This window comes from Martelella sp. K41-7, from assembly GCF_055808365.1.
Genome location: NZ_CM147867.1, coordinates 3636984 through 3659794, shown reverse-complemented (window position 1 = coordinate 3659794; position 22811 = coordinate 3636984). Strand labels below are relative to the sequence as shown.

Sequence of the window (22811 nt, the reverse complement as noted above, 5' to 3'; positions counted from 1 at the left end):
TCAGTGGAAGAGTTTTACACCGCCGCTCACAGCTGTCGAAGCCGGGCGATACGCGTCAAGCCTTTCCTTGAGCTTTTCAACCAGTTCATCGTTCAGATAATGCGGGCCTTCGAAAAGATAGACCTCATAGCCGTGCATCGCCCTTATCTGCGGCTCCAGTTCATCAGCTGTTGCCGGGCGGAAACGAGCCTGGGCGAGCGGACGGAACGCCTCCGTGATGATGCGCACGCGGGCCCTGCCAAGACGGGCGGAAAGCGCATCGGCGTATTGGCGCGCCACCTCAGGTGAACGCGCTTCGACGCCGACACCGTCCTGGAAGAAAATGCCGATATCATCCGGCAGCCAGCCCGCCAGCCAGTCCGCGAGCACATCACCGCCTATATTGGTGTTGTCATAGACGCTTATCCACAAGGGGCGGGGCAACAATGCCAGCGCTTCGGGCATCACTTCCGGCGCTTCCTGCCAGGTCGGATCGACCTCGACCGGAAAATAGTAACCTTCGATATTGAGCGGCAGGCTTGCCGCAGCGACTTCCGCTGAAGCTTTGGCAAGCTGCATGACATTCGCCCGAGACTTTTTCTCCGAAAAATTGCCGGCGAGACCGAGGATGACATGTTGTGCCCAAGGTTCGGCGCCGATACGCTGCCAATCGGGCATCGGTGCAGCCGACCTGTGGCCGAGGCCCGGCACAAAACCGATACCGTCAATCAGACTCCACTGGACGAGAAGATGGTTTGCGCCGAGGCGCTGCCATTCACCCTCAGGGCGCGCTGTCAATGTATCGAGCTGCCAGACAATACCGGTAACGGGATAGCGCGCCAGCCGGGCTGGCAGAATAAACCGCTGCCTTGCCAACCATGTCATGCCTCCGGCGGCCACCAGGAACAAGATCGCGGGCAAAGCGGAGAGAAAACCGCGCCGGTTCAGAGTATAAGATTGAGGGATCCGAACCATCCTTCTGCCCTGTCGTCTCCGTAAAGCCTTGTCCGGTACTGAAGGTAAAGATCGATATAGGACATCGGCGCCTGGTATTTTGTCTCTCGGAACCAATAGCGCAAGTTCAGTCCCGGTCCTGCGCCTAACGCAAAGGCCTCCGCGTAGGTATCGCCATAGTCCGCCGACACGCCGATAAAGGGCGTGATAATGAACCTGCCTCCATCACCGAAACTGAAACTGCGACCAAAACTGGCATTTGCCGATGCAAAATTCTCGTTGCTTTGAAGATAGCGGCCTGCCTCGGCGTAGTATTGGGCGGCCCACCATTGTTTTGATGCAACCATCAGGTCCGTGTTGATGCCACCGGATATCGCGCCTCGCAGTAGATAGTCATCGCGGCTGTAGCGCCCGATCTTGAAGTAACGCGCAGCCTCGAGCGTGAAATTGGCGTTGGTGAACGGTTTGAGACGAAGGCCGATGGCGCCTTGCGTTGTCGACGTTCCGACCGCGCCGTCAAGAGAATCGGAAAGTGTCGTGAACTGTCGGATGAAAAGGTCGACTGTCCGTCCGTCCCTGTAACCGATGACCGGCGGTCGCCAGTAAAACTCTGCCCCGAGTTGCGCGGTGCGGCCTGCGGAAGAAGGCGGCGTGATGAAACCGTCGGAAATGCCGCTACTGCCGTAAAAAAGGCCGATATTGGCGCCCCAGCGCCGTGACAGGTCGGAAACCGAGCGCCGGAGGGCAAAAAGCTCAGCCGGTGACAATGAAAGCGTGCCGGCATCGGCCTCGTCGATTGCCCGTTTCAGCCAGACAACGGCAACGTCATTTTGATAATTCCTGCGTGCGGCATAGGCGGCGTCAATGTATTGGGCGCCGGTAAGCTGATTTTTTGCATCGGCTTCGCTGAACGCATCATAGGCAAGTGAGCGGTCGCCAACGCGGCCGGCCAGATAGGCGGTTTCCGTAGGACCTAGCGGCGCAAGCACGCCTTCAGCTTCAGCGGTGCGCAACGCCGAACGGGCGGGGCGGTTGCCGTCTTCGGCCAGCACAAGACCCAGCCTGACAACGGCGACATCCGCCCTTTCCCGATCGGTTTTGGCCAGTGCTTCGGCCTGCTGAAGGGCCTCTGTGGCGGCTGGAAAGTCAGCTATTGCGATGAGCGCTTTCCCGCGTGCCAGCCAGACATCGATATCATCGCTGTCGCCCAGCGGGGCAAGCGCCTGACGGGCAAGCTCGGCTTCGTCGGTGGCCAAGGCGGTCGCGGCAAGATTGAGTCGCAGCTGCGTCTCTCCCGCGCTCGGCCCCGGCATGGCCAGCGCTTGTTCGAAGTCCACCTTCGCGCCGATTTGATCGCCCAGAATCTGCTTTAGAACGCCGCGTTCGCTCAACAGGGATCGGTCCGCTCCGAGCCTGGCGATCGCCGCTTCAGCCACGGCAAGCGCTTCCTCCTGCTTTCCGGTGCGATTGAGAATGTCGACCAGCAGAAACTGATAGTCGCGATCGCCCGGCGCGTAACGCGCCGCCTGCTGCGCATAGACCAGAGCCGCGTTCAGATCATTGCGCCTGAGCGCTGCATATGCCTGATCCGCTGCCTTTGTCGCAGGTGCGGCAACAGCCGGTCTGGTCGTCGTTTGCGCAAGCGCGGCTTTGGCATTTTCAACGAGCTGGAGGTAGTCGCTCTTGGAGGGGGCAAGCCGGACTGCCTTCTCCGCTTCAGCAACTGCTTTGCGGTAATCGCCGCGAGCATAGGCACGATAGGCCGCATCCGCAGCCTGATAGGCCGGGTCACTGGTGTTCAGTGGCGCTGTGTCAGGAGATGCTGCCGGAATTGCCTTCGCTTTCGCGGCCATGTCTTCAGCGGCCTCTTCGGTCTCGCTTTCGTCCGCGCGTTCTTGCCTGATAGCATCGGCGCGTTGAGAAAGCTGACCACGAGTTTCGGCATCAAGCGCATTGGCCGGCGCGCCATCGATCGCTGATTGGCCGGTATTCTCATTCGGCATTGCAGGCGCAGCGACCTCTGCCTCCTCCTGAGTAACTGGGGGCTTGTTTTGCGCCGCAAGTTCCTGCCCGATTGCGGCAGCCTGTTCTGAGAGCCGGCGGCGGTCGCCGGTGTAGAGCATAGGATCGTTTGCTGCATCGAGAGCGGCCTTTTCGGCATCTTCATCCCGTCCCGCACGTCTTAGGGCTTCTACAAGTGCGGCCCTCAATTCTCCGGAATCCGGCCTCTGCCGTATCGCTTCATTGAGTGCGTCGATCGCCTCTTGCGTTTCTCCGCGAGACAGCGCCTTGTCTGCTTTGCGCAACAAAAGCAGTGAAGGGCCGGAAAGTGGCAGATAATCGTTCTGGGAGGTGACGGTACCGGCCGCTTGATTGTCGGCCATCGCTGTAAACGGAGCCGCCGCGGACAGGCATAGCGCAACGGCTGAGAGCAGAGATGCGCGACCAATTGGCTTCAACGCGGCGGAACATCTATTTTTCATATAGGTCGTCATGAACGCTCCTCCTGCAGCATTTCCTCGGCATCGGAATTGCCCTCCTGTTTTTCACGCACTGCCTCCATGCGCGCTTGCTGCTCCTTCAGTGCACTTTCCACTGCGTCTTTGAAGACCACATCGCGGGAGACGAGATAGGCGCCGATCAGCCCGTCACGCTCAGGGTGGTAGCCAGAAAGGGCGCTCTGCAGCGCCTCGTTTGAGATCACGCCATTTTCGACCAATATTTCGCCAAGCAGCGGAATATTGCTCTTCATGATGTCCCGCTTGGACAGTTCTCCCTTTCGCGCCGTTGCCGCGAGCAGGCGCAGGCCTCCAGCGATTTCCCGGTCGCGGGCGATGAACTGAAGCGGCTCGTAGCCCAGCCTTTCAGAGATGGCGGACAAAGCTTCCGGGGAAAGCGGGAAAGAAGAAACAAGCGCCAGCCTGTCACTGTCATCTTCGACAATTGCGAGGACGCGATACTCAAAACAGAAATCCGGTTTGAACCGATCGCGCGCAGCCAACACCTCATCTTCGGTCACCGAAATCAGATCGAGACTTGACTGAAATGCCACGGCTTCGGCAAGGACATCTTCCTCGAGCCAGCCTTCATCCAGCAGGATACGGCCAATCGGCACACGACGCGCCTTTTGCATCTCAAGCGAAGTTTCGAGCTGGGAAGCATTGATTGCGTGCCACGAAACAAGAAGCTCGCCAAGTTTTGTCTGACGTTCCACCAGTCCTTCGCCGGTGGGGAAGTCATGCATGGTCTTGTCCCAGACAAGACGGTTGCCGGTGATAAGATGATTAATATACTGCTTCCAGGCGCGCGACATTGCCATGAAATTCACCACATTGGCGACAATCATGCGGGGAATGGCGATAAGCCCGTGCTCCCATCCGAAGGCGCGCGAAGTGAAATAAAATCGCTGCACCACGCGCAGGCAAAGCGCGACGGTATTGAGGAGAAGCACGATGCCGAGCCAGCCATCGATGGACAAGAGCGGCGGGTAGCTTCCCGGCAGAATCCCGATAAGGAATCCGAACTGAAACAGGATATATTGCAACGCCAGAATATAGGCGAGGATGGTCACGAATACGGTGACCATGCTCTTGCGGTCACGCAGCAGGAAGTAGCGGTCGACCAGCGAGCCATACCAGCCGAAATAGGCCCAGCCCTGAAAACAGATGCCGAGTGACCAGCGGGCCTTTTGACGATAGGAGGTTCGAAACGTGTTGGGGAAATACTCCTGGACGCAAAGCGCCATCCGGATCGTCATTTCCTTTTCAGGTCCGAAGCCGAACCATGTTTTGCGCTTGACCTGGTAGTCGACCGGAAAGCGCGCCAGGATGGAGCGCATACCGTGTTCTGAAAGCCTGACGCCGATATCGTAATCTTCAGTCAGCGTCTGGGTGTTGAACGGTTCGTTTTCGTTTTCAGCTGACAGCGTGAGCAGTGCCTTGTGCGAAAAGCAGGTGCCGACGCCGGCTGATGGAACCATGCCGGACAGCGCCTCTCGCACGACGATGTCCTTGCCGTGCCACTCGGCGAATTCATCCATATAGACACCGGCGACAAGGTCGTGCCAGTCACGCTCCAGCGAATTGACAGGGATCTGGATGAGGTCGATGCGCGGAAGAAGATAGTTGAAAAAGCGGAGCTCCAGCGGGTGCAGAACATCCTCACTGTCATGAAGGATGGTGCCCGCAAAAGTGATGTTATACTTTTCCTCGTGGGCGAAAATCGCCTGAACGACCCAGTTCAGGCAGTCCGCCTTGCAGGTTGGCCCATCATGCGGCACCTCGACGCGCACCAGCTGGCGGTAGCGCCGCCGCATGCGTTCGACCTCGTTGATGGTTGCCTGATCGTTGCGATAGGTACCGACGAAGACCGTGTAATTGCGGTAATCGAGTGTGCTCACCATGCCTTCGATCATCGCCGCGATCACATCGCTTTCGAGCCATGCCGGCACCATGATGGCGATATGCTGCTCGGGGCGGCCGAGCAATTGGTCCGGTGTAAGCCGCTTGTAGACCCGTTCCACTGTGAAGCGCCGTTTGATGGCGCGCAGATAGAATACTGCATCAATGAAAAGGTCATCGATGCAGGACACAAGGATGATGACCGCCACGCCTGCTGTCAGATATTCCAGCAAACGGTAGTAGTCAGCGAACAGGAAAGGCCAGTAAAGCGACATGTTTTCTGCCTGACCCCGATCAGCTCTGGTCGTTGCGTTTGCGGCGCTTAGCGGAACGGGCAAAAACCAGGAGCAAAATGAAACCGCCGAGAATGACCGCGGTCAGGATGCCCGGCGCCTGACGGAACCAGAAATCGCGATCGGTTAACATCCGAACGGAGAACCCATGTCCGTCCTGCGTCAGGCGATCAGACTGCTCGATGGTCTCCAGTGGTTTGCCGCTGGTTCTGACCTCGGCCAGCACGCCTTCGCTGCCAATCACCGCGACATCGCCGTGACCGAACCTGAGCGGCTTTTCAATGAGAGGCCCGGGCCCGTCGCTCAGATAGGCAAGGCCCGGCTGTTGGCTGCCGGTCTTGGTCTCGAACACGGCGACGTCGGAAAGACCGGAAGCATCAAAGAGTGTTGTTCCTTTCGCCGTTTCAATCGTGACGCTGCCGCGATCGACCTTTGCGCGGTTGTCGTCGCCAGTAACGTCGACGTCCAGGAGAAGAAAAGGTTTGATGGGTGCGGAAATAACGGCTGCATCGACAACGCTCAAGCTGGCGCGATCGGGCGAAATACCGCTGGAATTTGCAAGGGCAATAGCATTCGGCAGCGTCAAGGATGCATTATCAAGCCAGTTCTTGCGCACGACAACTTGGCTCTCGCCGGAAAGTCTTGCAGCAATCGATGCAAAATCATCTGCCTCCGGGGCTGGTCCGAGTTGCATATAGCTTCCCGGCAGCACCGAAACGGGGAAGGCCTGCGGCACTTCCCGGCATCTGTCGCTGGCGGGCTGGCGCTGGAATCGCACTACGATTGAATTGCGCGGAAGGAGCGCATATGCGGGCACATCGACCGAGATCATCTCCGGCGCGCCATCGGCCACAAGCTGTTTTGCTCCAAGCAGTATGTCGTTGAGGAAAACCGAGGCAACCGGTCTGGTCTCCGTTGCGCCCGGAGCGGCGGAAACGCTGATATAGAGTGCAGTCGGCACTTTTCCTGGTGGAACATCGCTGCTGAGATCTGTCGTCGTAGACCAGTCACCAAGCGCCACAACATCCAGATTTCCGTTGGTATTGACCAGCGATGTCAGCGCCACAATGTCACCATCTGCCATCGGTACGGTTGCGCTTCGCACGACCATATCGCCGGAGACGGCTGTGCGGTGCCACAGCGCGCTGAAGAGACCAGCTGCATCTCTGGCGCCGTCCGGCTCTACCGCGATGACAGGTTGTCCGCCATGAAGGCGCACGCTGAACGATCCGGGCTGAGCCGGCTGGACAAGCGTGTCCCGTGCAGCGACGAGTGACTGAAAAGCATCACGCGCACTAGGTTCGGCAGTGACAACCTGCTGCGCGAGCGCCTTCAGCGCGGTATCTATTTCCAAGGAAAGGCTGCTGCTGACCACAGCCACATCTGCCCGCGCCTGAGGCGCGCCGAGAAGCATGAATGCGCCGGCTTCAGCGGCATTCGAAAGTGTGACGGAGCCTCCGGTTGAAAGGCCTGCGAAAGCCGGGATAGTTTGCAAGGCTTCAGGCACGTCGACGGCTGACGCATCGACTGTATCGCCCGGCCCCGGCAACGCTATCACCGTCACACTCTTGCCGGCCCGCTCCAGTGCCAGGCCAAGTCGCCAGGCGGCGTCATAACTTGCCTGATCAAGCTGATCGCTGGAAACCAGAAGCGTAACGTCCTGAGTCAGTGCCGAAAAGGCTTTGGCGACCGTTGTCAAATCTGCGGTTTTGTAGCTGTATTCCAGGTAGGTATCCGGCTCAACAAAAAGTTGATTGCCGATCGGGCGGGTGTTGTCGCAGTAAAACTTGCCGATCGAAGGCAGCCACTCAATGCCGAGCTTCACAAAACCGTTGTCGCGCGGGGAACCATCAACGCCGATATCGAAGCCGGTTACTCCGCTTTCCTTTTCAGGCGAACGGGCGGCAACGGCATAGCCATCCAGCGAAACAACATATGTCGTCGTGCCACCATCACCCCTGAGATATCGGCCGTCAAAAGAAAGGCTCGGCTTGATGAGGGGAACGCCGGCCGGCACGGGGATATAGATATCACGAGCGATAAAGGAGGAGGTAAGTGCCAGAGGCGTGTCAATGCCAAGCTCGGTGAGTGGAACCTTGCGGGTGACAACATCGGAAGCCGCCAGTGAACGCAATGCATCGCTCACATCACCGGCTTCGGCCGCCTGCAGCCCGGCACATAGAATGACACCTGACAAACCGATGAAAAATCTGAATTTTTGACCCGAGTTTTTTTATTAGTGTTCATATCGTCCGTTTTCTATTGCGGTATCTGAACATTTGGAGTGAAGGGCGAGATCTGACGCCCCGCGATGGCATCGGCGATGCGACTGGCTGCGTGCCCGTCACCATAGGGGTTGATGATGCGGGAAAAACCTGCGTAGTGCGCGTCGTCATCAAGGAGCTTTTCTGTTTCCGCAACAATTGTGTCGGGGTTCGTTCCCACCAGCCGGACTGCGCCGGCAGCCACAGCCTCTGGTCGCTCGGTTACATCGCGCATCACCAGAACTGGTTTTCCAAGTGAGGGGGCCTCCTCCTGGACACCACCGGAATCTGTCAGGATGATATAGGCCCGCTCCATCAGGTAAACGAAATCGAGATAGGCCAACGGTTCTATGAGATGAACGTTGTTTAAATCGCCGAGCAACTCGTGTACGGGCCCGGATACATTCGGATTGAGGTGGACCGGATAGACAATTTCCAGGTCATCACGCTCAGCCAGTCTTGCCAGACCCCTGCATATATTGACGAAACCATCACCGAAACTCTCACGCCGGTGACCGGTGACCAGAAGCAACCGGCGGGAGGGGGCGATGAATGAGAACCGGCTTTCAAGCATGTTGCGCAAGGCTGTATCATCGTGGATACGCCCAACGGTTTCCTTCAGTGCATCGATAACGGTGTTGCCGGTGACAATGACACGGCCGCCAAGATGTTCGCCATGCAGATTACTGGCGCTGGTTGCCGTCGGCGCAAATGCGATTGAGGACACAACGTCGATAACCCGCCGGTTCATTTCTTCCGGCCAGGGTTTGGAAAGGTCATAGGTTCGCAGCCCTGCCTCCACATGCCCGATCTTGATACCCCGGTGAAAAGCAGCCAGGCTCGCCGCCATCGCCGAAGTGGTATCCCCATGGACGAGCACATAATCCGGACGGGCACGGTCGAGAACATCGTCAAGTCCGGTAATAACCCTGCAGGACAGACTGTTCAGCGTCTGGTTCGGGGCCATGACTGCAAGATCGAAATCAGGAACGATACCAAAGAGATCAAGAACCTGATCCAGCATAGCGCGATGCTGTCCGGTGACGCATGTAATCGACGTGATAGCGCTATCGTGAGCGATAGTATTGATAACCGGCGCCATTTTTATGGCCTCAGGCCTGGTTCCGAAAACAGAAAGTACCCTCACACTATGCCCCTGTTTAAAATGCAGCTACGATCGACCACAAATCCCGAAATTCACCTCAACCTCATCCTGAGGTTCTTTGCCATACAGTTAGAATTAAGGCGACCGGGCACGGAAAAATGATTGTTTTACTTCTATCATTTCTAAAACAGACAGGGTTAAATATCGGTTACCGAAGCACGGCCACCAACTGTTCTTTCTGCCATTTTAGCGTTGTTGAGGATTGCATTTTTCACATGCGATCGATGGCAAATCCCACTCGGGCACTCTCGACTTCACACTTTCCCTTGCTGCTCACGGACACCTTGAGCCCATGCTGGCGTTTAGTCCCGGCATTTGATGGTGCGGATTAAGTTTAATCCGTTCTGGCTCTGTTGCCCAAATTTTGCAGATGTATTCGTAGGGCGTAAGGCCACGCAGCGTTTTCAGCCGGCGGCCGTAATTGTAGGCATCAATGAAGTCATGGAGGTGTGCGGTTAACTGGGCTGGCTGCGTTCGGTGGCAACTGATATTCAATGAACAAAGCCGCTTTCAAATAAAGCGGCCAGAAGAAAGACGGATAGAACGAGGAAACTGAACGTGGCCCCTTTGCCTTCGATGAAATCGAAGCCGCACCGAAGACCCGTGAGGCTTTTCTCAAAAGCCTTCCCTATGAAAGCCAGGTCGTGCATGTGCGCTGTTCGGCTGGACCCGGACCGGATCATGGACGTCGACCCGCGCCACTACACTTTTGCGCGCGCCACCCAGCCGCATATCGAAGAAGTCATTCGTGGTGGGCGGACCATCGTGAAGAACCGGAAACTGCCGGGCATTGATCTGGAGGCCGTGCACGAAACGCTGCGCGCCCAAAATATCGCGATTCCATCTGCTCGACTGAACATGTGCGCAGCGCCTTTGAAGCGCTTGAGCCCCTGATTGCTGCGCACTATTGAGGTGGCAGCTGAAGCGCACCGCCTGGCTCGTTGACCACGAAGAACCGGGGCCTTTGCTCGACGCGGCCCGCCATCACAGTCATTTTGCCGAAGGCGGACTGCGTATGTTCGTAAGCATGCTGTAGCGGATCTAGAATTTACTGCCGCTATTGAGATGGCACTTGCGTGTCATCTCCGATAATCGATAGAGGCGCCAATCACACATGGCACCGACCGCGATCTATGCGGGGTTCAATCGCGAAGCATGATCCTGCCTGCGGAACTTCGGCAGCCCTAAAGGCTATCACCCCGATTATGCAGGTTTGAGCAATCAGGCTTTCAACATAAAGCCAGAGACATCGCTTCGGCAGTTCGCTGATTATGGACCTCAAGCCGTTCAGCGAGGTCCAGTGGCGTTCGCGCCTTTAGCGCGATGATGATCCGCTCGTGCTCGGCGAAAGATTCCCGACAGCGTTCTTCATATTCATTGACGATAAAGCGGTATCGCCAGATGCGCTGCTGAACGACATCATAGTTTTGTGCCAGGATGGCGTTCTTGCTCGCACTGGCCAGGTTGTGATGGAACAAGTAGTTCAACTTCGTATATTGCTTGTAATCCCCCTCACGGGCTGCGGTATCCAAGGCAAGATGGATTTCTTCCAGGGCTGCGATTTCCTCATCGGTCGCCCGGTCAGCCGCTGTTAGCCCGATCAGGCGTTCGAGTGCGCCCTTGAACTCGAAAAGTGGTGTGATTTCGGCTGGATCGAGTGGCGCGACAATCGCGCCGCGATTGGGCCTTAGAACCACAAAGCCTTCCGCCGCCAAAACTTTGAGTGCTTCCCTCAGCGGGGTCCGGGATACATTGAATCGGGCGCACAGGTCAGCTTCGGGAATGCGTGTCCCGTCAGCAAGCTCGCCATCGACCAAAATAGTCCTGATACGGGCGACAAGGTTACCATGCAGGCTGGCTTCTCCCGGTGAAAGCTCCAAATGCGCTTGCTGATCCCTCGGTAAGCTGACGTCGTGTCCCATAACCAATTCTCACAATCGCGTTAAATCACGGGTAACCGGAATCATGCAAAAATTTGCCCGAAGCGTTCAAGTCGCTGTGTTGGAATGCCCAGTTCGTGCAGGCATCCCCAAAGTGTAAAGGCGACTGAATCCATAACCGGGATCCCCAACTCTTTTTCCAGGTCGGCAGCAATCATGGGGCCACGCATGTTTGTGCACAGGATCACAATTGCATCCGGCTTCCCATGGGAGACATCACGACACATCTTTGCAATGTCATCTTCACCAACCTCGGAAAATGAGAAATTATCACTACGGTTGCTGTGGGCTTCTGCAACTGTTTCTATTCCGATTTTCCGATAATTATCGATTATTTTTTCCTGAACATCAGCGGTATACGGCGAGACCAACCCCAGCCTGCGCACGCCAAATCTCTCAAGCAGCCGGTTTAGGCTCAAGACTGCACTTGTCGCGCGAACATCAAAGCGCTCCCGCAATATAGTGCATAGTTTTTCGTCTGTTTCGAAACCCAGCCAACTGGCCGACGTTCCGTTCCAGGCGAGAATATCCGGCTTCGCATCCATCAGAAGATCGGCTGCCTGCAGAATAGGCTCCAGAGAAAACTGCCGGTCCGATGCGCCATCGAGGGCGATGCGGCGAACCCTGAACCGCCCGAAATGAATGCTCACGTCCGGGAAAAGCGGCCATGCAAGCGCGCTTGTATAAGGTTCCACCACCGTGTTTGACGAGGGCGTCAACATACCGATGATGGCTGGTGTTGGTTTTTCGTCATTATTTTGCATTCAAAAATTCTCTTCTCAGGCCATTTTTGCATTCACTTACGCAGACGGAAAACGTCGCATCCTCACTAGATCATCTGTCCTGGAAAAAACCTGAAAAGCAATAGTTGAGTCACATAAAGACGATAAAACCTATTTTAAAGCAATACATTGATTGAAAATAAGTCAATTGCCCACCAAATAGGCAATAACGATTTTCGACCATTTTTTCGCCTAAAATTGTGAATCGGCGCTTGGCATTCCAATAATATTTTGCAACAGTCTTGATAGGAATGAATTCAAATAAGGGAAAATGGATGCACACTGTATTTTCGCGAACCATTCTGGCGGCTGGCGCCATCGCACTTGCCGGCCCGGCATTGGCAGAAACACCGCTTCGGATCGCCGGGAACTTCTCTCAAAACAACAACCAGGTCGAAATCGAGCGGTCTTTCTTTGAAGAACTGCCGGCAGCTTCAGGCGTCGATCTGAGCATCAACTACAATCCGATGGACGTTGTCGGCGTCAAAGCACCTGACGCACTGAGAATGCTTCGCGGCGGCACATTCGACATTATGTCTGTTCAGATCGGCATGGCGTCGCGCGACGATCCCTTTTTCGAGGGTATCGACCTGATGGGCGTGGCAACCGACATGGGGTCTCTGCACGAGGTCGTGGATGCCTATCGCGAGGCGTTTGATCAGCGTCTTCAGGAAAAGTTCAACGCCAAGGTGTTGACCCTCTGGCCCTTCGGGCCGCAGGTTTTCTTCTGCAATGAAAAAATCGAGGGCCTGGATGATCTTCAGGGCCTGAAAGTTCGCTCCTTCACACCATCCATGTCTGCGATGCTTGAGAGCTTCGGTGCAACGCCGGTGACCCTGCAATTCTCTGAAGTTTATCCGGCTCTGCAGCGTGGCGTCGCTTCTTGCGGTGTTACCTCGCCGATCTCGGCCAATAGCGGCAACTGGCCCGAAGTCACGTCCTACCTTTTGCCGCTTTCTGTGTCCGGCTCTGTTCAGGGGCATTTCATGAACCTTGATACCTGGAACAGCCTCTCTTCGGATGAGCAGGAAGCTTTGATGGCGCAGTTCACAAAGCTGGAAGACTATATGTGGGATCTGGCCGAGACCGCCAATACTGAGGCAATCGCCTGCAATACCGGCATGGATTCCTGCAAGAACTATAAGAAGTTCGATATGCAGCTGGTCGAAATCACTGAAGAAGACCAGCAGCGCATCAAGGACGTTGCCAGTGAAGTGGTGCTGCCAATCTGGACGGAAACCTGCAACGCTGTAGACCCGACCTGCTCGCAAACCTGGAACGAAACCGCCGGCAAAGCAGCTGGCATCACGATCCAGTAGCAACATAGACGCAAGGGTCGTTGTTCAAGCAGCGACCCTTTAGATTTTTGGATTCCCACCCATGCCTGTCGATGAAAACCCGCTGGCCAAGCACCTTCTGCCCGCTGTCCGCCTTCTGGCGCTGATGGCCGGTTATGCCGTGCTGGGCATATCGCTGATGATCACCCTGGAGGTCATCATGCGCAACGTGTTCAACGTTTCTCTTCAAGGCGCTGACGAATATGGTGGCTACACACTGGCGGTCGTTGCATCATTTGGATTTTCCTTTGCCTTGCTGGAGCGCGCACACACCCGTGTGGAAATCGTGCTTGAGCGCGTCGGGACAGGCACTCAGGCGTTCTTGAACCTTTTTGCGTGCTGGTGTGTGGCGCTGATGGCAATATTCATTGTCTGGCGCGGCTACGGTGCCATGATGGAAAGCATTCAGTACAAATCGCTCTCCGGCACACCTCTGATGACTCCTTTGTGGCGCCCGCAACTGGTCTGGGTTTGCGGCCTCGCCTTTTTCGCCATTTGTTCGTCATGCGTGGCGTTGCATGCGAGCTGGCTAATGCTGCGGGATCGGGCGCGCCTCAATATTTTCTATGGCTGCAAAAGCCTTGAGGACATCATCGAAGAAGAGACCTTTGATAGCTATGACGATCCGAAGGGGGGAATCATGATTGGGGTCTATGAAGCAGGGGTCGGCTTTTTGATCATGCTGGGGCTGATGCTGGCAGGGCTGCCTGTTGCCGTTGCCCTTTTCGGCACCGCTTTTCTGGGCGCTTTCGTTTACCTGGGCTGGCCAACACTGATGGGCTTCGGCAATCAGATGTGGAGCGGCCAGAACGACTTTCTCCTCACCGCCATACCGCTCTTTGTGTTTCTTGGTGAAATACTGGTGCGTTCAGGCGTTGCCGACGCGCTTTATCGGAGCCTTTCTGACTGGATGCGTCGATTGCCGGGTGGTTTGTTGCATTCGAATATTGGTGTCAGCACCATCTTTTCAGCTGTTTCAGGTTCATCTGTGGCAACAGCAGCGACAATCGGAACCGTCGCTTTGCCGATCTTGAAAGAGCGACACTACGATGAGCGCCTCACAACCGGGACAATCGCAGCCGGCGCAACGCTCGGCATCCTGATCCCGCCCTCGATCAACATGATCATCTACGGTTCAATGACCAACACCTCGATTGGGCAACTGTTTGCGGCCGGTCTGGTGCCCGGCTTTTTGCTGACGGCCTGCTTCATGGCACTGATCATCGTTCTTTGCGTACTCAATCCCGGGCTGGCTGGCCCGGCTCTGCCAGCCCGGCCGTTGCGCGATAAGCTGATGAGCCTTTTGGATATTCTGCCACCGCTTGTTATCTTTATCGTGGTTATGGGCAGCATTTATCTCGGCTGGGCCACGCCGACTGAATCAGCCGCCATCGGCGTCGTATGCTCGCTTGTCGTTGCCATTGCCAAACGTCGCCTCACATTCGCACTTCTGCATCAGGCTATGATTTCGACGGTTCGCACATCAGCGATGATCCTGCTGATCATGGTTGGCGCGCTGTTCCTGAACTTTGTGGTCGGGATGCTCGGTATTCCCCAGGCGCTGACCGCCTTCGTTTCGCAATTCGGCGCCACGCCGCTTGAAATTATTCTGCTTCTCGTCGTCTTTTATCTGGTTCTTGGCTGCTTCATGGAAACACTTTCGATGATGATTGCCACCCTGCCGGTCGTATTCCCGTTGATCGCGCATATGGGAATCGATCCGGTGTGGTTCGGCGTGTTCCTTGTCCTGATGATGGAGATTGGCCTGATTACACCGCCGATCGGCATGAACCTTTATATCGTTCAAGGTGTGCGCGAGAGCGGATCGATCATGGATGTTATTCGCGGTGCAACACCCTTCGTTCTATTGATGCTGGGCTTTGTCGGGCTACTGATCGCATGGCCGGAAATGGTGCTTTGGCTGCCTAATATGTTGTTTTGACACCGAAATGACCTGCAGTATGTCAACGCTGGCGGGAAAGTGTACCACTTGGCTGAATCTGGCCGGAGAGAGCTGGCTCGGTTTGTCGGAACCGTTTCGGGCGTTTCGTTAAGTGGAATTCAGCCTCAACTATGCCGCCACCATCATCGGCTGCAAAAACGTAGCCATCTTCGCTCGACTTCTTCCGCCGCTGTCGTTGCCGTCAAACGGTACGTTCTTGCTGGTTATGGACTGAGGGTGGATTGGCGGTTCCAGGAAGTTGGAAACGAGCTCAACGCGGCTATCGATAGCGCAGCACTCAAGGATGGCGCGGGCCCGCGTGGCGATGGCCCGCAAACTGGCGGTCATCCTGTATCGCATGTGGGTTGATGCAACCGACTTCCGCTTTGGAAAGCAGCCTGCCGCACTGGAGGCGTGACCCGCGGCAGATCAAAGGAGCAGGCAACACGGACAAAGCTTTCGCCCGAAAGGGCGGTGCCCGGATCGTTCCGTGGGGACAATGTGCGAGGCGATCTCGTTGAGAGCCCCGAACCTGCCGAACCAAGGTTTGCAAGGTCGTGAAACAGATTGAGACGCTTCGCTCTCCTGACCCCCATCATGCGGCGGCCCCGAACAACGCGTCGGTGCGCCGACCGCGAAGAGAAGCGAGTAGCCCGCGGAACGGTCCCAGAAAAAGTGCAGAGGCACCTTGACCACAACGACCCCAATCAGAGACGACTCTGAGTGTCTGTCCAAAAATTCAACGGAGTCGGAAATTCACAGTGTGTCGATGCAATAAAACCGCGCCGTAAACTGTGGTTTCAGGATCGATCGAGGATGGCGGTCTCCGGAATTCCAGCGTTCTCTCTATTCTTGGACAGACACTAAGGCAAGCCGAGCAGATCCGCCGCCTTGCTATTTCGTGCCGCAATAATTTTTCCAAAATAAAATATATTTATATGAATTGAAAACTATAAATCAAAAATGTAAAATTTTACTTATGAATAAATTGTGATATTATCACGTAATATTGATATATGATATATTTTAGTTCAATCTCTCCTTCAAAGGGAGAGGTGATAAAATGACAATTTTAAATAGAAATGTAAGAAATGGCATGCTGCCATCATTAGCTTTGTTGCGAAACTCCGCATCAGTTGCTGTGATTGCGCTTACGGTCAGCAGTCTGTCTGCAATGAAAGCTCATGCCGAAAATGAATGCGGCCCATCTTCATATCCCATCGTTAATTGCACCGCTAACAGCTACGGAAACATAAGCTATCCGGCAGGTGGACTTGTTGTTCTCGAGAATTCGGACATGACGGTTGACGGCGTTATCACTATCGGCTCAATGGAAAACGAGGTCGAAACAGCAGTCCTAAACACACCTCTATACAAAACAATCACCGGTGAAATCCGCGTATTCTCACCCAAAAACGATGCTGGTATAGGCCTTTATCCTTCGAGCAACAGCGCCACACCGGGCGTTACTGGCATACTCTCCGCGACGGTAGAAGGAGAAGGCAATGCAACAATCAACTTGCTGGAAGGGGCATGGGTCAGCAATCCGAGCTCTGCCGTGGCCGTCAAAGCCCTTCAAAGAGGCACGGGCGACGCAATCGTGCAAATTGAAGGTGCAACCATAGACCAGATAACGCCCGGCATCGCTGTGAATGCAATCAATCGGGGAACGGGCAACTCAAAAATTGTCATGAATTCGGGGACGATCAGCGGGACAGCTGACAATGACCCCAAAACGGAATTTACCGGTCTGGTGGCGCACGGAGTGTCTCCCAATGCAAACGCTGAGATTATCTTTACGGGAGGTACGATAAAGGACACAGATGTCGCCATGACGGCCTATGTCAATGCTTATCCCGGCTCTGCTTCAATCGTCATCAATGAAGATACTGACAAGGCAGACATTCACGGACAAGTTTTGCTGACCGGCACTGAAAGCTATTTCGAACTCAAAGCCGGCGGCCTCTCTATGGCACCGGGTGAAACCTATGATGCTCCGATCAATGTTGAAATTGATGGCAATCAGGCCGACGTCAAGTTGTTGGGAGGAGGTATTGCGACCTATGGTAAAAACGGGCGCGGCGTGGTTCTTTTCAATCAAGGTGGTTACGAGACGATTGCGGCTGTCGAATTGGGTGGAACCGACATCACGATCACCGGAGAGGACGGCGTTGGCCTCTATATGGAGTATATCGCCGATCCTGGGCAGCCATACCAGGTTGATGTCTCCATGTCTGACGGGAACATCCTAAGTTATAGCAATGCCACAGGCGCAACGGCCGTGGGGCTGAATGTCAAGGACCAGGAAGTCGACGCCAGTTTCAACATGAGCGGCGGCACAATCGAGATGTATTCGTCGAACAGCGACGTCATTCAAGCCACGACTTCAGCAGATGGCTTTTATGACTTCCAGTTGACCGCAGGTATAATTCTTGCAGTAGACGGAACAGCAATTAAAATACTTCCAGAGGACGACCTTTCACCAAATGGGCCGATGAAAATTGACGTCACAATCGGCTCGGACATGATCGTCAGCGGTATCAAAGGCGTGTTTCTCAACCAAAATACCGATCCCGGAACGATCACCAGTTTCGAAGTTGCAGGAAGCGCCACTGGCGATATTATCGATGGACCAGGCACGATCAACGTCGTCCTTAACGGGGGGCTGTTAAACGGCGCATTTTACGGCAACGCAGGAAATGACACTGTACAGGTCGATGGCGAGGTTTTCGGAACCGAGCCTGAAGAACTTGCCGATTTCGATGGTGGTGAGACCAATAATGGCAGCCAGTCAGATCAGGACCGTGATGTATTTTCGATCGAAAACCTTGAACGCGGCATCATTGCCACCGACACATTCAAGAACTGGGAAGTTCTCGATATCGACCAGTCTATTCTGGAGTTTGATGGCTCGCTGGTGCTGGATGGAACAACCGGCGATCAAAACGGCAGTGGCCAACTCACCATCAACGAATCCATGGTCTTCGTGTCAACGGGAAATGATAGCACTGTAGCGACGAGCCTTGTTGCCAATATTGCCATGCCCTCCAGCGACACCAAGACTTCATTGCTTGAGGTCGATGGAACCGGCCCGCTGAACATTCAGGGCAATCTTGATATCGGCAATAATTCCCTCGGCATGGCCGACGATGTCATCGGGGATATGATCAACGTTGACGGGGATTTTACCGGTAATGGGGCCACGTTGTTGGTGGACATAGACCTTTCAAACGGTCACAACGACAAGATGTCCATCAACGGTCAGATCAGTGGACATACCACCATCTCTGCCAATCCGTCGGGAACTCCGGGGGGACAAAATATGGCTTCCTGCTGGTGGAAGCTCCGGCGGATTCTCCGCCCGATGCCTTCACAGGCTCGACCACCTACGGAGACACAATATATGAAGTCAGGTTTGTTGCCCCGACCAATGGGGGTGATTCACCAGGTTATTATCTGATGCCGGTAGCTGCAGACTGATCGTGCAACTGGATGTGAGCTTTCAAAAGCTTGTCCAGTCGGAGCGGCTCTGGGAGACTGGCGTTACCACACTTCAGTTTTCCAGGGTTGCTCCGCGGAAAGCGATAATCAACCGGCTCTATCATTTCACGTCAGTCGCGGGCTGTTGGCATCAGCTGTGGCAGCGACATGCTTGCTTCACTCCACTGCCAGAAATGCAGCAAGCAGCATAAATGAGGCCAGACACCACCTAAGGGCGAGAAACAGCCTGTTCAAACAAGCCGAGCCACTTCATATCGTCCTATCCGCCGCCGAGAATTTGCATGATTGTGCGGCGCTTGCGCTCTTCCTGCTGGGCCTCGCCGACATCGGCGGGCGGGGCGGCGTTTCCGTCTTCGCCGAGTCGCCCGAGCAGTTCGACCAGCGTCTTCGGGCTGCCATCATCGGGCGCCGTTGCGCCTCGCGGCTTCGGGTCTATCAGCCGACCGCCGCCGTAGAGCGGTTGCGGCTTGAGGCCATGATGGGCCTCGGCCATGAAATCGTGCCAGATCTTCGCCGGTAACTTGCCGCCGGTGACATTGCGCATCGGCGAATTGTCGTCATTGCCGACCCATACGCCGGTGGTCAGGTTGGCGGTAAAGCCGACAAATAGCGCATCGCGTGAGGATTGCGTCGTGCCGGTTTTGCCAGCCACCTGCCAGCCGGGGATTTGCGCCGCACTGCCCGTGCCTTCGGTCACCACCCGCATCAGCATGCCGTTCATATTGGCGGCGATCTGCGGCGAGAGCACACGGGGCTGGCCAGCATGGTCTGCCTGATAGAGCGTCTGTCCGCCGGTCGACTCGACACGCTCGATGACATAGGGCGCCGCCTTGAAGCCGCCATTCATGAAGGCGGTGTAGGCGCCGGTCAGTTCGATGAGAGAGACTTCCGACGTACCCAGTGCGAGCGAGGCATTGGCGGTGATATCCGAGGTGATGCCGAGCCGGTGGGCGAGGCTGACGACCTGACCGGGGCTTGCCTCCATCACCAGTTGCGCGGCGATCGTATTGACCGAATGGGCCAGCGCCGTTGTCAGTGTCATCGGCCCGGAATAGGTCTTTTCGTAGTTTTCCGGCGTCCAGTTATCGATGGTAATCGGCGCATCATTGCGGACCGAGCTCGGCCGGTCGCCGATTTCCAGTGCGGCCGCATAAACGAATGGCTTGAAAGCCGATCCCGGCTGGCGTTTGGCGGTGACAGCGCGGTTGAACTGGCTTTTTGAATATTCCCGTCCACCGACAAGCGCCCGCACTGCGCCCGTTGCATCCACGGCCACCAGCGCGCCCTGTTCGACACGATCCTTCTCGCCATTGGCAGCGAGCACATCCTGCAGGCTGTCCTCGGCATCGCGCTCAAGGCCGGGGTCGATGGTGGTGTGAACGACGATGTCGGTGGTGATTTTGCCGACAATCGGACCCAGGCGGCCCATGACCATGTCGGCGACATAATGTTCGGCACCCGACCAGTAGCTCGGCGCGCGCGTTGGTTCACGCGCCATCGCGGTCGCCATGTCGCTGTCATCGATCATGTTCTGATCGTGCATGGCGGCAAGCACCACTTGCGCGCGTTCTTCCGCGGCTTCCGGGTCGCGGGCGGGCGAAAGCCGTGACGGCGCCTTCAGCAGGCCGGCCAGGAGGGCCGCTTCGCCGAGCGTCACGTCACGGGCGGATTTGTTGAAATAACGCCGGGATGCGGCTTCCACCCCATAGGCGCCGGAGCCGAAGTAAACGCGGTTCAGATACATCGCAAGGATCTGGTCCTTGGAGTATTTACGCTCCAGCCATAGCGCCATCAGCGCTTCCTGGACCTTGCGCTCCAGAGTTCGGGCGTGGGAGAGTAGCACATTCTTGGCCAGCTGCTGGGTCAGCGTTGAACCGCCCTGCACCATGCTGCCACGGGTGATATTGGTCATCATCGCACGGGTGATGCCGATCGGATCAACCCCGAAGTGAGAATAAAAACGCCGGTCCTCGATGGCGACGACCGCCATTGGGATGAAGGGCGACATTTCATCGATCGAAAGCGCTTCTCCGCCGGTCGCGCCGCGATTGGCGATCAGCGAACCGTCGATGGCGACAATCTTGACGTTGGGCGCACGGTTCGGCACGGCCCATTCATCGACGGGGGGCAGTTTGGCACCGTAATAGATGACAATGCCGGCGACGACGACAGCGCCCCATATGGCGGCGACAAAACCCCAATAGACGACAAAGCGGAAGGACCGCATCAAAAAGCCGCGTCCGGAGGAGCGGGCGCGCCTTGTGTTGCCGCGCGACTTCCGCTTCGCAGGCGTTTTGCGCTTCGCGGCGGAGGGGCCGCGAAGGGACGGATCTGTCCTGTTGCGCTTTTTTTCTTTCCGGCCATGCGGTGGAGCTGCTCACCTTCCGTGTTCGCAATTCAGATTAGCCGCTTGCCGTTAAGGGTCTGTTAAGGCGAGGGCCGGTGCGCTGTCGCTGCGCCAAAGAGCAAAATCAGCATTAACGCAGGCTGAACACCGGCCCTGAGCGCATTATTTGGCAAGTGCGTCGAGAATGCGGATCCAGGAGCGGATGCCCTTGTGGAAAGAGGTCAGCTCGTATTTCTCGTTCGGCGAGTGGATACGGTCATCGTTGAGACCGAAGCCGACGAGCAGCGAATCCATGCCGAGTTTCTTCTGGAAATCGCCGACAATCGGGATCGAGCCGCCCATGCCGATGACAACGGCGGGTTTCGGCCATTCCTCGGAAAGGGCTGCCTGCGCCTTCTTCAAAAACGGCGCGTTGTAGTCCAGTTGGATGGCCGGCGAACCGCCATGGGGATGAAATTCGACGCTGCAGTCTTCCGGAATTTTCGAACTGACGTAATTGTGGAAGCTTTCACGGATTTTCGCCGGATCCTGAGTGCCGACGAGGCGGAAGGACACCTTTGCCGAAGCCCTGGCCGCAATCACGGTCTTGAAGCCTTCGCCGGTGTAACCGCCGGTAATGCCGTTCACCTCCGCCGTCGGACGCGTCCACGTCAGCTCCAGCACCGAGCGACCCTTCTCGCCGGCAGGCTCGGAAAGCCCGATCTCGCCGAGAAAACGCTGATCGGTTTCGCCAAGCTGTTCCCAACTCTTCTTGACGTCTTCCGGCGTCTCTTCGACACCGTTATAAAAGCCCGGCAACGTCACGCGGCCGGTCTCGTCATGAAGACCTGCGAGGATGTCGGCGAGGATATGGATCGGGTTTGCGGCTGCACCACCGAAGAAGCCGGAATGAAGATCGCGGTCGGCGGCGGTGATCACCACCTCGTCCCCGACAAGGCCGCGCAACGTGGCGGCAATCGCCGGCGTCTCGCGATCCCACATGCCGGTATCGCAGACGAGCGCGAAATCGGCCTTGATCAGGTCGCCGTGTTCTTCGATGAAGGCGGGAAGCGAGGGCGAGCCTGATTCTTCCTCGCCTTCGAACATCACGGTGATCTTGACCGGCAGTTCGGCGTTTTCTTCCCGATAGGCACGGCAGGCCTGCAGGAAGGTCATCAACTGGCCCTTGTCATCGCTGGTGCCGCGGCCGGTAATGATCTTGCGGCCGTTGCCGACGTCCTTGATTTCCGGCGCGAAAGGATCGCTCTCCCAAAGCTCCAGAGGGTCGACGGGCTGAACGTCATAATGGCCGTAGAACAGAACATGCGGGGCGCCTTCCGGCGCATTTTCAGATGTGCCGACTACCATAGGATGGCCTTTGGTCTCATAGGCGGTGGCGGAAAAGCCCAGCGTTTTCAACTCACCCACCAGCCAGTCGGCGGCGTCGGCACATTTTTCCCTGTAGGCCGGATCGGTCGAAATCGAGGGAATACGCAGGAGTGCGAACAGCTTGTCGAGGCTGGAAGGCAGGTTGTCGTCAGCACGTTTCAGCAGCGTTTCAAGTTCAGTCATGGGAAAACCTCAGTCGGTGCTTTGCACGAAATAACTCGGCGGACCATAGGCCAAGCCGAGGGGCTTTGGAAACACTCGATTGCAGGATGAGGGGGCCGTCAGGCGGATGTCGGACAATAAAAAAGCCGCCATGGCCTGGAGGGGGAGGCCATGGCGGCTGCTTTTTGGGACAAAGGCCGGAGAGGGGGATGGAGCCTTTGTCCTTTTGTCTGACGAGGCGGGGGACGAGCCTCCATCAGGCATCGGCGCTAACGTGCGCCGTTGAGATGTATTTGTACTTCCAAATGTGTCGATTCAAGGGAAACGACGACGTATTTCGTTACAAATTGGTAATTTGATTAAATTCATGCGTTTTT

Annotated in this window: 13 protein-coding genes and 1 pseudogene; 4 read left to right on the top strand and 10 right to left on the bottom strand. The window is 56.1% G+C overall.

Going from position 1 to position 22811, the window contains the following annotated elements:
* The 6 genes and pseudogenes from AC0L7L_RS17365 to AC0L7L_RS17340 all read right to left on the bottom strand — a co-directional run.
* Nucleotides 1–864 (bottom strand): alpha-amylase family protein, encoded by an 864-nt coding sequence (locus AC0L7L_RS17365; RefSeq protein WP_272213315.1) that lies wholly within the window; start codon nt 862–864, stop codon nt 1–3.
* A 59-nt stretch (nt 865–923) separates the two neighbouring features.
* Nucleotides 924–3428, bottom strand: a complete 2505-nt coding sequence (locus tag AC0L7L_RS17360) for an NfrA family protein (protein WP_473510331.1) — start codon at nt 3426–3428, stop codon at nt 924–926.
* Nucleotides 3425–5608 carry a glycosyl transferase family protein gene (locus AC0L7L_RS17355; RefSeq protein WP_272213311.1) on the bottom strand — a complete coding sequence of 728 codons (2184 nt, stop codon included), beginning with the start codon at nt 5606–5608 and terminating at the stop codon, nt 3425–3427. The genes AC0L7L_RS17360 and AC0L7L_RS17355 overlap by 4 nt, the downstream gene beginning before the upstream one ends.
* Nucleotides 5609–5627: 19 nt before the next feature.
* The gene (locus AC0L7L_RS17350) at nt 5628–7772 is read right to left on the bottom strand and encodes a hypothetical protein (protein ID WP_473510329.1); all 2145 of its coding nucleotides are present in this window, start codon (nt 7770–7772) and stop codon (nt 5628–5630) included.
* A gap of 113 nt (nt 7773–7885) precedes the next feature.
* The gene (wecB, locus tag AC0L7L_RS17345; RefSeq protein WP_473510327.1) at nt 7886–9037 is read right to left on the bottom strand and encodes a non-hydrolyzing UDP-N-acetylglucosamine 2-epimerase; all 1152 of its coding nucleotides are present in this window, start codon (nt 9035–9037) and stop codon (nt 7886–7888) included.
* Nucleotides 9038–9328: 291 nt separating this feature from the next.
* Nucleotides 9329–9517: pseudogene (locus tag AC0L7L_RS17340) on the bottom strand (IS3 family transposase); the annotation flags it as partial.
* Between the two features lie 219 nt (nt 9518–9736).
* Here AC0L7L_RS17340 and AC0L7L_RS17335 point away from each other — a divergent pair.
* Nucleotides 9737–9949 (top strand): hypothetical protein, encoded by a 213-nt coding sequence (locus AC0L7L_RS17335; protein ID WP_272213307.1) that lies wholly within the window; start codon nt 9737–9739, stop codon nt 9947–9949.
* 335 nt (nt 9950–10284) lie between these two features.
* Here AC0L7L_RS17335 and AC0L7L_RS17330 read toward each other — a convergent pair whose 3' ends face one another.
* Both AC0L7L_RS17330 and AC0L7L_RS17325 read right to left on the bottom strand, forming a co-directional pair.
* Complete coding sequence (locus tag AC0L7L_RS17330) at nt 10285–10977, bottom strand: GntR family transcriptional regulator (protein ID WP_473510325.1); 693 nt, start codon at nt 10975–10977, stop codon at nt 10285–10287.
* A 41-nt stretch (nt 10978–11018) separates the two neighbouring features.
* Nucleotides 11019–11759 carry a maleate cis-trans isomerase family protein gene (locus AC0L7L_RS17325; protein WP_272213304.1) on the bottom strand — a complete coding sequence of 247 codons (741 nt, stop codon included), beginning with the start codon at nt 11757–11759 and terminating at the stop codon, nt 11019–11021.
* 293 nt (nt 11760–12052) lie between these two features.
* Here AC0L7L_RS17325 and AC0L7L_RS17320 point away from each other — a divergent pair, with 293 nt between their 5' ends.
* From AC0L7L_RS17320 to AC0L7L_RS17310, 3 genes are all read left to right on the top strand, one after another.
* Nucleotides 12053–13096 carry a TRAP transporter substrate-binding protein gene (locus AC0L7L_RS17320; RefSeq protein WP_473510323.1) on the top strand — a complete coding sequence of 348 codons (1044 nt, stop codon included), beginning with the start codon at nt 12053–12055 and terminating at the stop codon, nt 13094–13096.
* A 61-nt stretch (nt 13097–13157) separates the two neighbouring features.
* Nucleotides 13158–15056 carry a TRAP transporter large permease subunit gene (locus AC0L7L_RS17315; RefSeq protein ID WP_473510321.1) on the top strand — a complete coding sequence of 633 codons (1899 nt, stop codon included), beginning with the start codon at nt 13158–13160 and terminating at the stop codon, nt 15054–15056.
* A gap of 1063 nt (nt 15057–16119) precedes the next feature.
* The gene (locus AC0L7L_RS17310; protein WP_473510318.1) at nt 16120–18516 is read left to right on the top strand and encodes an autotransporter outer membrane beta-barrel domain-containing protein; all 2397 of its coding nucleotides are present in this window, start codon (nt 16120–16122) and stop codon (nt 18514–18516) included.
* Nucleotides 18517–18816: 300 nt separating this feature from the next.
* On the opposite strand, the gene AC0L7L_RS17305 is transcribed toward AC0L7L_RS17310, so the two are convergent.
* A complete protein-coding gene (locus tag AC0L7L_RS17305) occupies nt 18817–20784 on the bottom strand; it encodes a transglycosylase domain-containing protein (protein ID WP_473510316.1) in 1968 nt (655 codons plus the stop codon).
* A 282-nt stretch (nt 20785–21066) separates the two neighbouring features.
* Entirely contained in the window at nt 21067–22455 is a 1389-nt protein-coding gene (locus AC0L7L_RS17300) for a M20/M25/M40 family metallo-hydrolase (protein WP_272213298.1), read from the bottom strand.
* Nucleotides 22456–22811 lie beyond the last annotated feature (356 nt).

Excerpts from the sequence above, each read along its gene's own strand:
- AC0L7L_RS17310 (WP_473510318.1), top strand. The coding sequence starts at position 16,120 with ATGACAATTTTAAATAGAAATGTAAGAAATGGCATGCTGCCATCATTA.
- AC0L7L_RS17320 (WP_473510323.1), top strand. The coding sequence starts at position 12,053 with ATGCACACTGTATTTTCGCGAACCATTCTGGCGGCTGGCGCCATCGCA.
- AC0L7L_RS17300 (WP_272213298.1), bottom strand. The coding sequence starts at position 22,455 with ATGACTGAACTTGAAACGCTGCTGAAACGTGCTGACGACAACCTGCCT.
- AC0L7L_RS17305 (WP_473510316.1), bottom strand. The coding sequence starts at position 20,784 with ATGCGGTCCTTCCGCTTTGTCGTCTATTGGGGTTTTGTCGCCGCCATA.
- AC0L7L_RS17325 (WP_272213304.1), bottom strand. The coding sequence starts at position 11,759 with ATGCAAAATAATGACGAAAAACCAACACCAGCCATCATCGGTATGTTG.
- AC0L7L_RS17315 (WP_473510321.1), top strand. The coding sequence starts at position 13,158 with ATGCCTGTCGATGAAAACCCGCTGGCCAAGCACCTTCTGCCCGCTGTC.
- AC0L7L_RS17365 (WP_272213315.1), bottom strand. The coding sequence starts at position 864 with ATGACATGGTTGGCAAGGCAGCGGTTTATTCTGCCAGCCCGGCTGGCG.
- AC0L7L_RS17335 (WP_272213307.1), top strand. The coding sequence starts at position 9,737 with ATGGACGTCGACCCGCGCCACTACACTTTTGCGCGCGCCACCCAGCCG.
- AC0L7L_RS17330 (WP_473510325.1), bottom strand. The coding sequence starts at position 10,977 with ATGGGACACGACGTCAGCTTACCGAGGGATCAGCAAGCGCATTTGGAG.
- AC0L7L_RS17355 (WP_272213311.1), bottom strand. The coding sequence starts at position 5,608 with ATGTCGCTTTACTGGCCTTTCCTGTTCGCTGACTACTACCGTTTGCTG.
- AC0L7L_RS17360 (WP_473510331.1), bottom strand. The coding sequence starts at position 3,428 with ATGACGACCTATATGAAAAATAGATGTTCCGCCGCGTTGAAGCCAATT.